Source organism: Blautia sp. HA9023 (assembly GCF_056504095.1).
Map to the genome: position 1 here is coordinate 644,447 of NZ_JBWLUR010000006.1, position 13,937 is coordinate 658,383.

The following is a 13,937-nucleotide window of genomic DNA, read 5'->3' on the forward strand; positions in this document are numbered from 1 at the left end:
TACATGAGTCTCATTCTTTAAGATTTGCCAGGTGCATGCACCAGTATGTTGACAAACCACGTTTACACGCGAATTACTCCCTCACGGAATTGATTTTCGTCATTGTAACAAAGTTGAGAAACTTTGTCAATAGCAGTGTGAAAAGCAGCTCCCGTCTTTTTATCAGAATTTCTCAGCCTTAGCCTTCAGCCCCTGATACATCTCTTCAGAAAGAGGAATGGAAACACCCAGACGTTTCGCCTCCTGCACGATATAACCACTGAAAGTTTCCAGCTCCGTCTGCTTTTTGCAGATCTGAAAATCTCTCTGAAGGGAACTGGTGGCGTTATCTGCATGAACATGACGGAACTTGTGGATCACCTCCTGTATGTGTTCATCTGTCAGTGCCACACCCTTTGCACGGCCTACACTGGCAGCCTCCCACACAAGAGTTTCGTACTGCTGCGCCTTCACCGGATCCCTGCGAAGCTCCCCGATGGTATTATCATAAAAAGCCGTCATCACGTTAAACGCACAGTTCAGGATATACTTTCTCCAGATCTCCACCTCAATATCCCCGTCATCCTTATAATCAATATCTGCGCCCTTCAGGATCTCAGCCACTTCCGCAACTTTCTCCTGCTGCCGTTCATCCGCATCTTTGATTCCGATACAAAGCCAGGTAAAAGTATCCTGTTGAGAAACAGAAAAATCTGCATTGGAAAAAGCCACCGTATAGATCAGTGAATCCACAACGGTACCTTTTCCCACCAGCCGGCGGATATTTTCTCCCGGGTCCACACCATTCATTACCGGAATGATCACCGTATCCTCTGTAACCATATCCCGGATACTCTCGCAGACATCTTCCAGCGAGTAATTTTTTACACAGATAAAAATATAATCCTGCTGTCCCATTTCCCGGACTGAAGCCACACGTTCCGGCCTTGCCACAATCTCACCTTTATAATCGCTGTGAAGCACCAGGCCATTTTTGCGGATGCTCTCCGCACGGGCACCCCGGGCCACCATTGTCACATGAGGGTACGCTTTCGCAAGCATTCCGGCTATATAACCACCAACACCACCGATGCCGATCACTGCTATTTTTTTCTCTTCTGTATTCATATTTGTCCTCTTCCTTTCCTGCTGCCGTAAAACTTTTTGATCAAATGAATATTTTCAATCTGCTTTTCAGTTTATCCTACCAGATAATCCCTCGTATTTCCAGAAATCTGTTCCTGATCATGCATTCTTCCGGAAAACACAGAAACTTTTTATCCCGCCTTTCTTTGTCCCGGATTCTGGTGTATACTGGATGTAAATTTTTTACAAAAAAAATAAAAATACGAGGTGACAAAAAATGGATACCAAACCCGTTTTTCACGGAAGTGATATAGAAAAGATCTGCAGCTACTACAATCTGAAAAAAGAAGACATCGTCAAATTCGGCGCAAATGTCAATCCCCTGGGGCTGTCCCCAAAAGCCAGCAAAGCCATCGCTGAACATGTGGATATTCTCTCCTCCTACCCGGACAGAGAATACACATCCCTTCGAAATACAATTTCCAACTACTGCAATATTCCCGCTGATTTCATTCTTCCGGGAAACGGCTCCAGCGAACTGATCTCCCTTCTGATCCAGGAACGCGCCCCGAAACACACCCTGATCCTTGGGCCTACCTATTCCGAATATTCCAGAGAACTTTCTTTCTCAGGAAGCACGCAGGAATACTATCATCTTCAGGAAAATAACGATTTCGAACCGGACATCCCGGATCTCTGTCAGAAACTGGAACAGGGTTATGATTTCCTTATCCTCTGCAATCCCAACAACCCAACTTCCTCTGCGATCACTCAGGAAGATCTTCGCAGCCTCATCAGCTTCTGTGCGAAAAAAAATATCTTCGTAATGATCGACGAAACTTACGTAGAATTTGCCCCGGATATCAGCGCTATCACCGCCGTCCCACTGACACGTGAATTCACCAATCTCATGGTACTCCGAGGCGTATCCAAATTCTTCGCAGCCCCGGGAATGCGCCTGGGCTACGGCATCACCGGAAACATGGACTTCCTGTCAAAAATGCGCGAGAAGCAGACTCCATGGTCCCTCAACAGCCTTGGTGCTTTTGCAGGAGAGATCATGCTCCAGGATGAAGATTATATCAAAGAAACAAGAAATCTGATTCTCTCCGAACGTGACCGGATGATCCAGGAGCTGAAGAATGTAGACACCTATAAGGTTTATCCAGCTTACGCAAACTTCATCCTCCTCAAAATCCAGAAAGACGGACTGACTTCCTACGACGTCTTCGAAGCCTGCATCAAACAAGGCCTGATGATCCGAGACTGCTCCTCCTTCCAGTGCCTGGATGGAGAGTTTGTGCGGTTCTGTATTATGATGCCGGAAGATAATGGACGGCTTTTGGAGGTGTTGAAGACACTGTAAAAAAGTTTTCGGACTACTGAGTTAGTTGACAGTAGTCCGATTTTTTTTACTATATTTTACATCATTCTCAAACTCGCGTCTGGCATATGACGGCTCAGGCAAGTTTGAATACTATACGTTTTTACATCATTCTCAAACCACCATTACCAGAACAGTTCAAGGCAGTAGTTTGAATACTATACGTTTTTACATCATTCTCAAACCGGCACGTATCATTACTGTCTATATGACTTGTTTGAATACTATACGTTTTTACATCATTCTCAAACAAGGTATTGGGTTAACGGCTATACTCTGGCGTTTGAATACTATACGTTTTTACATCATTCTCAAACGCAATACGTTCATCATCTTTGGCAAAATAGTTTGAATACTATACGTTTTTACATCATTCTCAAACTTATCAAAGGGCATGAAGATGGAAGGATGTGTTTGAATACTATACGTTTTTACATCATTCTCAAACAGTATGCCGTCAGGAACGCGTGCTTGCTGGTTTGAATACTATACGTTTTTACATCATTCTCAAACCGGAGTAATCTTCTTGTCAGCCCCCATCAGTTTGAATACTATACGTTTTTACATCATTCTCAAACGCTCCGGCGTAGTTACTGTATAGATTCCTTGTTTGAATACTATACGTTTTTACATCATTCTCAAACATCGGATTCCGTGTCTGCAAATGGAAACAGTTTGAATACTATACGTTTTTACATCATTCTCAAACCGTTTTGGGTTATGGAAACAAGAAAAAATGGTTTGAATACTATACGTTTTTACATCATTCTCAAACATCTGTGCCGCACTGATCGGGAGCTTTTCCGTTTGAATACTATACGTTTTTACATCATTCTCAAACGGATATGATTCAGGAAGCATACATGGAATAGTTTGAATACTATACGTTTTTACATCATTCTCAAACTGTCTTTGTGAATCTGCTGACCTTCTTTATGTTTGAATACTATACGTTTTTACATCATTCTCAAACCTCAAATTCAAAAATGAAGTGCCTCACACGCACATACGTTATAGTATCCAAACAGTTTTAATCAATAGATTTCACATCCATCTTTATCAATTATATAATAATTTTCCGTTTTTGAGAAGTATCTTTGTATGTTTTCAATAAATAATAATGAAATTTCATTATACACAGCATTTTTTATCAGTTCCTGGATCTGCTCATTTTCAAGATAGGATCTTATATTTACAAAAACAAGCACTTTCTTTCCCATCAACTCTGCCATAATCTTCATATACTGTACAAGCTTCTCAGTAAAATTATATTCTCCTCCTTCCATCTTTACTCCCAATGCCTTAAACACCAGTTGAACATCCATAGCTGTGTCTATTTCAATATCATACCCACAAATATTCTCCAGCCTAAAAATATAACTTTGTAACTCCGCATTCATCTTCTGTGTATCCATAAACATTTCTTCGCCATATGCTGCTTTCTGAAGCTGCGAATACAGTTTTTTCTGAATTCGACGATCTTCAAAATCTAAAGCAAATGGATTCACAACTACCTCCATGCATTTTTCAATATCAAGGATTGTGTCGTCATTTGATAGAACAAATTCTCCTTCTTCACCGTTTACCTGTGAATTTAGAAGATGTACATATTTTTGAAAAAGAACTGGTGATTCAATAATCCACTCTGTTGTTTTTCTGCAATCCAACTCTATCGTGTTCTCCATATCCAAATGCGCAAGTTTCATAAAATCACCAGCCTTTCATCACTATCCAAAACTTCCGACTTTACTTCTCCAACAATTAAATCCATTTTTGAATATTGTTTCTCTGTCACAGACAGTAACTGAACCAACCCCTCCGGTGGACTATTTTTATGTATACTGTCTACAATACTCTTTACCCCAGTTCCATTCAATGCAATTTTGCAATACACAGACTCCTGTAGCATCAAAAATCCGTTTTTAAGTAAGAATTTCCGGAATTTAGTGTACTCACGTCGTTGCTCTGACGTAACCACCGGAAGGTCAAAAAATACCAATACTCTCATAAACCTATAACTCAAATTTATAAAATCGGATCAAAGCACTGTCATTCTCATTTAATGCATCAAACACACTTTTACAGTATATCTTAATCGCATTATTCACATACTGTTTCCTTCCATCTATCACAACTTCCTGATTTAAAATATCCACAAGGCGCATTTTTTCATCCTGTGCAAATTCTGTCATGGGCATATTTACCACTTCGCGGTCAATCAAAATACGGAATGGTTCCATCAGATCCGAAGCAAAATTAAACTGATTAAACATATTATCATGAAACAATCCCAGCTGCGTGATGTATCCGCCTGCAACAATTTCTCTTGTAAAAGCAGATAGAATAATACTATATCCATAATTTAATGCCGCATTTACTAAACAATCTTCCGTTCTGGTAAATGAAAGCCCAAACAATGCATTAAAATATACTTTTGCAGCGTGTCCTTCTCTGTTTGTCTCATCCTTCCAGCAAATCTCATTTAAATACGACTGCAGTACTCCCGATTCCTCCTTTCCCAGGTATTCCAACAGTTCCTTTTGCTTTCGTATTTTCTCTGTTACAATTTCTGTCCATACTGCATCTTTGATGTTACGATTCCACTGAATCTGCTTTCGAACTTTATTACTGGTATCATGGCTTCCATAATATCCGATCAATTCAGAAGATGGATTTCTTTTCTCATCACAAAAAATTACTTTAATCTTCTTTTTTGTCAGTTCAGTCAATAAACTGGTCGTAATTGACACTGCTGTAGACTCAATTAGAACAGTTGATATTTCCCCAAGATGGATTTTTGTCACTTCCTCATTTCGTACTACCATATATCCTAATTGATAATCCAATTTTGCACGCTTAGAAATGACAACTACTCGCCAACTCATAAATTCTGTAAATCAATCACTTGTTCATAAATACCTGTTGGTGACTGATTTACAATACAAACATTTTCATAACTGGATATATTCTTACTCATTGTCAAAACTCCCCCCGCCTTCTCGTCAATTAATTTCAAATCCGCACTTATTCTGTTACATTGAAAAATATGTAAAATTTCATATAACACCTGACATTTCTCTTCTATTTCTAAACTGTTAAATTTATCTTTTTTAGCTAAAATCTTTTTCCCCAATCCTCCCAAACGATTACTATAAACTGTATTATTAAGCTTATATGCAAATTCATCGTATAGCGCATTTAACATTGTAGAATCTAAGTTATCTGACTTGTAAACTTTAACTTCTTTATTTTCTTTCCTGCGATTAATAAACTTAATTACTTTCTTTAAAACAACCTCATTTTGTGGTGATAATACTAACTGAATTGCACCTTTTAATACTAATTGTTTTGCCTGTCTTGCAGTAACACACATAAAGAATCCATCAATTTGGAACAATGAATCAAATCTAATTTTATCAAGCAAAACAACAGGATTAATCAGCTCTTTTTCTTCAATCAAATACCTGCACAGCTTCTCTTTGCTCTCTTCCACCTGTTTCTTCAATCGAATAGGAATATACTCAATTGTACGTTTTTTCTGACCTTTCTTATCATCAGATTCCACCAAAACAAAATAAGCTCCTGCTTCTTTATTGTACCCGCCATATTTTGCAATATTCTGCAGCCTGTTATCACTTCCTTTAATCGGAATCTGCCCTTTACCTTTTTTCATAAGCTGCTGATCAAACAATCCACCCGTAGCTTCATGAACTCTACGTGTAACTAGAATATTATTCTTTTTCATAACAGCCCGAACAGTTCCAATTGTTCCATTCTTACCAGAAACCCAGGCTATTTCTCCATTTCTTTCTACCTTACCATCTGTAAACAACTTTTTAAGGTTATAGCTTCGATTTGAATGACTTTCAATAAAATTCACCGGACTTTTTGTAAATTTTATCAGGTACGTATTTCCAACAACCACATTTAAATAGGCATCTTTCGCATGATGAAGATCATTCATTTCTCTTATCTTGACAAACTCGAATCTACGCCGAAAATCAGAAACTGTCCTTGCCTTCACATAAACTATTTCCGTCTCTGGTAATGCCTGTTTTAAAATGTCTGCTACAACCTTCGTTGTCTGCCGGTTTTCTACTAACTGTCTTGAAATAAAATCTGCCAACTCTCCTGGTTCAAATTCTGTAGCACGGGTTAACCTCTTATATTTTTCCAGTGAGATCAGTCCTGCTAACTGCAACTGTTTCCAAAAAGCTCTCCTGCTTTCCCGTATCTTTGCCTGAATTGGATATATATCTGTTTTTTCCTGATTTGCTGTTCTTTTTACAAGTACACGATTGTCTATACTGTCATCCATTGTTTTTGATTGCGGATAAATATGATCTATGTCGTATTTCTGATTATCCCATAATTCGTTTATATCAATACGTTCTTCTGTATACATACATCTTCCCATCTGTGTATAATACAGAAACAATTTATCACTTCTTAAATCTGCATCCGAACTATTTTCCAACTCACCCTGTATTTTTTCATCATACAGCTCTTTTTCATGTGTACGGCAATATTTATAAAATTCCTGCAATCTCTTTTTCCTGGATTCCGTTCTTCCACTATTTGTCTTTTCCCGTGCAACTTCTAAAAAAACTCGTTTTGGTGGATTTCCCTTTATTTTACAAATCTCTTTTACAATTAATAAAGTCTGCCATACCTGTCTCTTTACAGCCGGAGAAATACATAGTTCCTTTACAGACTGATATGTGATCTCCTGCTTCTCTAATTCTCCATTTTCTTTTTCTACTGCTTTCCTAAATAAATATTTCGATCCAAGAAGCTGTGAAAGATTATCCTGAGTCTCCCAAAGAGCTCTTATAATCGTCCATTCCTCACCCGCCAATGCAGGGCTTGTAATTCCACTTAAAAATTTCTCAGATAATCGTCCCCATCCCCTGTACGATAAATTACTCAAGCTTTCTTTCTGTCTATCTGTCAATTGTGGGCAGATTTTTTCAAGCCTTTTCTTTAACAATGAACGTGCATCACCAAAAAGAGTAATATTTAAAATAATTTCTTCTTTCTCTTTTTCGTTTAAAATCACACCTGTTAGTTTCTCTTTAAAATCATGATATGCTGTCAGTGAACCTTTAAAATCGCCATCAATTCCCGTAATAACAGCATTTTCACTTATGAGTCCTTCTTTTCTCAGATAATCCTTCAGTTTCTTCTGTGTGACCTTACGGTATCTTTGAAATACATCTACATAAATCCTCTGTTTCCATTCTACAGATAATACTTCACCATTTACCCGAACATTATTAAGTTCATTAAGCACGTCAAATTTGCTGTATAATAACGAATATTTGGGGAGTACATCTTCATGATCAAGATATGTACATTTGTTGGTCATACGACGGATAAATCTTTCCGCACTGATCTCTTCATTTATCATATCGCTAAAATTCCACGGATATATTTTTCCTGCTTTTCTCTCTGCCCAATTCGTTGTTTTTCCATTTACAGAGATTCCGTTTAACGGTCCTACATAATAAGGAATCCTAAAAGTAAAAATCTTCCGGATTTTTTCTCCATCTTTTTTGAACAACGGAATCTTATCCTCCAGATTTGATATCATCGCATTTAACTCATATAAATGCACCTGATAAGGAACAACACTATTTTCTCCTGTTGTCTGTTTAGGCAAAAAATTGCCAGCTTCCAGTTCCTGCTTTAACCATTCTGTTTTTTCCAGATCATCAATGCGTGCAATTACACTTTTTTTCAGGTATCCGTAGAAATCCTCTTTTGTACATTTTTTTCCTTCAATATTCTTCTTTTTTCCGTTTATCTTTGCTATTCCAACATATGAACAGTAATTTTTATGTTTACCACTTACATCTGAAAATATCTCTCTATATACTTCTTTTGAAAGATTATCCCTTACAAACGCCTTCAGGCGATGCAAATCTTTCCTATGTTTTTTATATAATTGCACTTTTGCGTCTGAAATACAGGAATAATTACCAAGAATATCCGCCAACACAGCCCAATCATATACTGCTTTTGCGCTTTCAATGATCAGATATTTTTCATTCAAACTTGTCTGTATTTCACCTGCATAATCATCAAAACCTGCATCTGCAAAAGAAAGTTTCGGTCTTTCACACTCATCCAAAGATTTATCATTAAAAATATTGCTTAATTTTACAGTTCCGCCCGATATCAATGCCAGTAATTCTTTTTCTTCCGGACAGGTAACTTGAAGAATTTTTATAAGTTTTGTTTTTTTCGCTGACTTAGTCAGGCTTACATCTTTTAAAGTTTCTTCTATTTTTTCATATATTTCTTCATCAATCGTTTTTGCAAAACCTATTTCTTCATCCCTTATTACTTTCAGAAATTGATCAAATGTTGTTCTGAATTCTCTTATTTGCTCTATATTACCCTTCAGCAGAAAATGGCCTCTATGCTTCATCATATGATGCAGCGCCAGATAAACAAGACGTACATCCGGTGTCTCCTGCGTTTGCATAAGATATTTTCTTAAATGATAAATCGTTGGAAATTTCTCATGATACTCTTTGTCTGTAAAATCTTCATCTATGAATAGTGCATACGGTAATTCCGGACAATTTCCATTTTCATCTCTTTTATCTTCAGGATAATAACGGCTTTCCTTCATACGCCTGAAAAATCCAGAATCTTTCTTATTAATCTCTTCTGCAAAAATTTCCTGTAACCATTCAATTCTCTGATTTCTTCGATCCAGTCGCCTTCTGGCTGTTCGATTAATCCTCCTATCTTCAGCCGTATTTGCAGACTCAAATAATCTGGTTCCCCACATAGCTTTTCCATGAGCACGCAATACACGATACTGGTCATCTGTAACCGCCCATCCAACAGATCCACTTCCCATATCCAAACCTAAAAAATAATCCTTCTCCATCGCGGCCTCCTTATCAAGTATTTTGTTTAATTTTATCATACTTTTATTAATTCTGAATATTTTTTATCTGTTTCTTGTATTTTTGCAAAACAAAAGAGCTACCGGAAAAACCGATAGCTCTCATTTCCACACACTGTGGGTCATTTCTTCAATGACGTGTTCGATAAATCGTTATTTGAACTTATGATGTATTAACGTATAGTATGTATATACTATATAATGTTCTTTCAGTTCAGTCAAGATTTTTCCTCAGATTTCTCGATTTTTAATTTTATTTCAAAACATCATTTTCAAACCATAGTACAGTTTTTCATAGAAACAAACTTCTTAAAGTCATATTTTCTCATAGTGGCGGGTTTCACCAAATCTAATAAAAATATATTTTAACCAAATTCAACTTACTCCCCGCACACTCTTGATTAATCAATCATTATTTATGATTAATTTTTCTATTTTCTTTTTCACTTTTCCATTCGCAGAGTCATCCTTGCCATAATTCTTATCTATCTGTTCTTCAAATTCCCGCACTTGATCAGTGATTCCCAACATATCCATGTGAAGAATTTCTCCTATATTGATCATCATCCGGTAAGACGGGTTGGGGATTTGGCCTTTCTCAAATCTTCTAAAATGAGAACTTGAATATCCTAATTGCTCAGCAAGCTTTCCTTGCGTTATGCCTCTTTTTTCCCTCATTTTAGAAACAGCATATCCCCAAATTTCGTAGTCTTCCATCCTATGGTACCTCCTCCTGTATTATGATATTTTTAGCTTTTCTGAGTTTCACAGTTATCACCTCCTACTATATCTGACTTTCTTGAAAGAACATATTTATTTTATCATATATTGTTCCAATATGGTGCGCTCATATATGAGCGCTTGTCATTAACTTATTCTCTTTAAATATAAAAAGAGAGCTACTGCGAAACAGATGATTTATTCACCTGTCACGCAACAGCTCTTTCTTCATTTTATCTTCAGCAAAATCAATTGAATATTCGTTTATTACTCATACCCCAATAACATCTCTGAAATTTATTAAATTAAATTCAGCACCTTCATCGCATTACTCTCCGTCACAGCCACAACCTCCTCGCAGCTTATACCCTTAATCTCTGCAATCGTCTTCACAACCTCCGGCAGATACAGGGAGCTGTTTCTCTTTCCACGATTTGGCACAGGTGCCATGTACGGGCAATCGGTTTCAAGCAGGATCTGATTCAGGGGTGCGTACTCCACCACTTCTTTCAGCTTCCGTGAATTCTTAAAAGTAACCACTCCACCGATTCCCAGGTAGAGTCCCATATTCAGGTATTCCCTTGCGATCTCCTTACTATAGGAAAAGCAATGGATGATCCCTCCATACATTCCATCCCTCATATACTCTCTCACAATATTCAGCGTATCCTCCGCTGCATCCCGACTATGGATCATAAATGGGAGCTTCTTTTCACGGGCGATGTCCATCTGCTGGCGGAATACTTTCTGCTGAAGAAGGTGCTCTTCCCTCTCCTTATGCCAGTAATAATCCAGGCCGATCTCGCCTACGGCTACTGTCTTTTCCATGTCGCAATATTTTCGGATCTCATCCAGAACAGCTGCATCTACCTTATCCGCATCATCCGGATGAACCCCCACTGCACCATAAACAAACGGATACTTTTCCACCAAATCATAAACCCGGTCAAAATGTCCCACGGAAGCACACACATCCACAATATGCCCAATCCCGTTCTCCTGCATACTCTCAAGCATCTCAAACCGATCCTCGTCAAAAGCCTCATCGTCATAATGGGCATGGGTATCAAAAATCATAGCCTTATCCACAGACATCTCGTCACCGACAGAAACTTTTCCACCTTTCAGCACTCTTGTAAACACACCTTCCCGTGGCATGATGCACTCACCCATCTTCTGGAAAATGGCACAGCCATTGTGGCACTCTTTTCCGATCTGAGTCAGCTCCAGCACAACTTCGCCACAGCGAAATCTGGTACCAACCGGAAGCTTCGCAAGATCAATCCCTTCCACAACCAGATTCTCACCAAAAGCACCATCCTCAACCTCTGCGCCCTTTGCACGAAATGCATCGATCTTTTCACCGGAAAGAAGACTCACCTGCCGATGCCACTTCCCAGCATGAGCATCCCCCTCAAGCCCCCAATCCTCCACAAAAACCGCAGACCCGACATTCTTCTTCTGTGTTCCTTTCTTCTCACTGATACAAACCGCAAGTACTTTTCCCATAGCAAACTCCTATTAATCACACATCATTACCAAATTTATTCCTATATCACACCAGCAATATTGATTTCCAAAACCTACCACATGTAACTCTCAAGCCTCAGGAATTATGAATCGCTGGAGATGAATTTTAATCATAAAACCTACCACATCCAACAGCCAGCCCAACGGAGGCAGGGCCAGTACGGTGACGTTAGCGGAGCGGCCGTCGAGAGGCGAGTATAGCTGCTGCCACCGAGCGCCCTGTTTGAGCCGCAGGCGAGTTGGCGCGAATGGCAGCAAATCAGCGACGCAGCCGAACAGGCCGCGCAGCGTGTCACCGTACTGGCCCTGCCTCCGTTGGGCGTCCGTTCGTTAGTCTAAGTATACACCACACACTACCGTCCGCATTCTCCAGCATCGCCGGTCAAAATCTCAATCCCATGCCCCAACGCCTCAATAATAACCTCCAGGCACTCCCTGACAGCCTTAGGGCTCCCTGGCAGATTAACGATCAGCGTTCCCTTCCGGATCCCAGCCGTAGCCCGGCTCAGCATCGCCCGCTTCGTGATCGTCAGACTAAACGCCCGCATCGCCTCCGGAATCCCCGGAACACGCCTCTCTATCACATCCTCCGTAGCCTCCGGTGTCACATCCCTCTGAGAAAAACCGGTGCCGCCCGTAGTCAGGATCAGCTCCGCAAGCCCCAGATCCGCAATCTCAGCCATTCTGGCACCCAGCATCTCACGGTCATCCGGCAAAATATCCATAGAAACGACCTGATACCCGGCCGCCTCCACGATCTCCTTCACAGCAGGACCACTAAGATCCTCCCGCTCACCTTTGTACCCCTTATCACTTGCAGTGATCACAGCAACTCTCTTCATCCTTCAACCTCCGATCTGCGCCATACAAAGCTTCTCCGTCTTATCTTCCTTCTGTTTCTCCAGGCTGCCGCCAAAAACATGCCCGTCCGGTTTCTCCGCAAGAGCTTCCAGAATCACCTTTTTCATCTCCTCATCCGAACCACCATTTCGGATCACCGCCCGAAGATCCCGCCCCGCCGCATACTGCAGACAGGTTTTCAGAAATCCCTGGGAAGTCAGCCGGATCCGGTTACACTCCCCGCAGAATTTATGGCTTACCGCGCTGATAAATCCGATCTTTCCGGAAAAACCCTCCACATCATAATAGTGACAGGGACCGTTTCCCAGCGGCTCCCCCTCATAGATTGAAAAAGGCGGAAGTTTTTTCCCAAGGATCTCCAGCAGTTCCTCTTCTGATACTCCCCGGAAATCTTTTCCCATGCCAATGGGCATCATCTCAATAAAACGTACATGCACCTTATGGTCCCGGGCAATCAAAGCGATCTGGCAAAGATCCTGCTCCGGAATTCCCAGCGGCACACAGTTGATCTTCAGAGAAATCTCCGGATACCCCAGCGCCTCCCGGATTCCTTCCAGTGTCCGTCCAAGCTCATCTCTTCTGGTGATCCGTCTGCTGCAGGCCTTGTCCATAGTATCCAGACTAATGTTCAGTCCGTCCAGTCCCGCCTGGGCAAAATCCCTCATCTGCTCTTTCAGCAGCACACCATTTGTAGTCAGAGTCACTTTCTCGATCCCCGGCATCTTTTTCAGTTTTTCCACAAGCTTGGGCATCCGAGGTCTCACCAGCGGTTCCCCACCGGTGAGCTTGATCTTTCGGATTCCCAACTCTGCCATCACCCGGCAGATCCTCAAAATTTCCTCTTCCTGCAAAATGAGGGAGCGCTCTACGTGCTGCACTCCCTCCTCCGGCATACAATAAATACACCGCAAATTACATCTGTCAGTTACGGAAATCCTGAGATAATCAATGTTTCTTCCGCACCTGTCTATCATTATTTTTCCTCAAAACGGAAATCTCCGCTTTTGCCTCCTGTTTTTTCTTCCAGATGGATATCCGACATAACCATACGCTTATCGATAGCTTTACACATATCGTAAATTGTCAGAAGCGTTACCTGAACACCCGTCAGCGCTTCCATCTCCACGCCGGTTTTTCCCTCTGTTTTTACTGTACAGAATACTCGGATCACACCCTTATCCTCATCCGTCTCAAAATCCACCGAGCATTTCTGGATGGGAAGAGGATGGCACATGGGGATCAGGTCAGAAGTACGCTTCACACCCATGATACCCGCCACACGGGCCACCCCAAGCACATCACCCTTTTTCACATTTCCGCTTTTTACCGCGTCCATGATCTCCGGGCTTACCTGAATGGAACCGGTAGCTGTCGCCGTACGGTGAGTGTCCGGTTTATTGGACACATCCACCATAACAGCATTGCCATTTTCATCAAAATGATTCAGTTTCATAT

At 40.5% G+C, this 13,937-nt stretch carries 11 protein-coding genes, 1 pseudogene and 1 CRISPR repeat array; of the genes and pseudogenes, 1 reads left to right on the forward strand and 11 read right to left on the reverse strand.

What is annotated here, in order from left to right; all coding sequences use genetic code 11:
• Positions 1–162: 162 nt before the first annotated feature.
• Complete coding sequence (locus AC04Q6_RS07055) at positions 163–1,107, reverse strand: 2-dehydropantoate 2-reductase (RefSeq protein ID WP_476389599.1); 945 nt, start codon at positions 1,105–1,107, stop codon at positions 163–165.
• Between the two features lie 235 nt (positions 1,108–1,342).
• On the opposite strand from AC04Q6_RS07055, the gene AC04Q6_RS07060 reads away from it, so the two are divergent.
• Positions 1,343–2,431: a pyridoxal phosphate-dependent aminotransferase gene (locus tag AC04Q6_RS07060; RefSeq protein WP_291543439.1), complete on the forward strand. Its 1,089-nt coding sequence runs from the start codon at positions 1,343–1,345 to the stop codon at positions 2,429–2,431.
• 102 nt (positions 2,432–2,533) lie between these two features.
• Positions 2,534–3,422: a CRISPR direct-repeat array (repeat unit 36 nt; unit sequence GTTTGAATACTATACGTTTTTACATCATTCTCAAAC).
• Positions 3,423–3,483: 61 nt separating this feature from the next.
• On the opposite strand, the gene csn2 is transcribed toward AC04Q6_RS07060, so the two are convergent.
• From csn2 to moaC, 10 genes and pseudogenes are all read right to left on the reverse strand, one after another.
• Positions 3,484–4,155 (reverse strand): type II-A CRISPR-associated protein Csn2, encoded by a 672-nt coding sequence (gene csn2 / locus AC04Q6_RS07065; RefSeq protein ID WP_291543440.1) that lies wholly within the window; start codon positions 4,153–4,155, stop codon positions 3,484–3,486.
• On the reverse strand, positions 4,152–4,457 hold the full coding sequence (gene cas2, locus AC04Q6_RS07070) for a CRISPR-associated endonuclease Cas2 (protein WP_291543441.1): 306 nt from the start codon (positions 4,455–4,457) through the stop codon (positions 4,152–4,154). Before cas2 ends, csn2 begins: the two co-directional genes overlap by 4 nt.
• A 4-nt stretch (positions 4,458–4,461) precedes the next feature.
• Positions 4,462–5,334 carry a type II CRISPR-associated endonuclease Cas1 gene (cas1, locus tag AC04Q6_RS07075; RefSeq protein WP_291543442.1) on the reverse strand — a complete coding sequence of 291 codons (873 nt, stop codon included), beginning with the start codon at positions 5,332–5,334 and terminating at the stop codon, positions 4,462–4,464.
• Positions 5,331–9,353 (reverse strand): type II CRISPR RNA-guided endonuclease Cas9, encoded by a 4,023-nt coding sequence (cas9, locus tag AC04Q6_RS07080; protein WP_476389600.1) that lies wholly within the window; start codon positions 9,351–9,353, stop codon positions 5,331–5,333. Before cas9 ends, cas1 begins: the two co-directional genes overlap by 4 nt.
• 423 nt (positions 9,354–9,776) lie before the next feature.
• The gene (locus AC04Q6_RS07085; protein ID WP_291543444.1) at positions 9,777–10,088 is read right to left on the reverse strand and encodes a helix-turn-helix domain-containing protein; all 312 of its coding nucleotides are present in this window, start codon (positions 10,086–10,088) and stop codon (positions 9,777–9,779) included.
• 303 nt (positions 10,089–10,391) lie between these two features.
• Positions 10,392–11,168: a TatD family hydrolase gene (locus tag AC04Q6_RS07090; RefSeq protein WP_476389661.1), complete on the reverse strand. Its 777-nt coding sequence runs from the start codon at positions 11,166–11,168 to the stop codon at positions 10,392–10,394.
• 27 nt (positions 11,169–11,195) lie between these two features.
• Positions 11,196–11,600, reverse strand: a pseudogene (locus tag AC04Q6_RS07095) (MOSC domain-containing protein); the annotation flags it as partial.
• 374 nt (positions 11,601–11,974) lie between these two features.
• Positions 11,975–12,463, reverse strand: coding sequence for a MogA/MoaB family molybdenum cofactor biosynthesis protein (locus AC04Q6_RS07100; protein ID WP_294419740.1), 489 nt, complete (start codon positions 12,461–12,463; stop codon positions 11,975–11,977).
• A 3-nt stretch (positions 12,464–12,466) separates the two neighbouring features.
• Positions 12,467–13,456 (reverse strand): GTP 3',8-cyclase MoaA, encoded by a 990-nt coding sequence (gene moaA / locus AC04Q6_RS07105; protein ID WP_118062199.1) that lies wholly within the window; start codon positions 13,454–13,456, stop codon positions 12,467–12,469.
• Positions 13,456–13,935, reverse strand: coding sequence for a cyclic pyranopterin monophosphate synthase MoaC (gene moaC, locus AC04Q6_RS07110; RefSeq protein WP_118062200.1), 480 nt, complete (start codon positions 13,933–13,935; stop codon positions 13,456–13,458). The genes moaA and moaC overlap by 1 nt, the downstream gene beginning before the upstream one ends.
• Between the last annotated feature and the right edge of the window lie 2 nt (positions 13,936–13,937).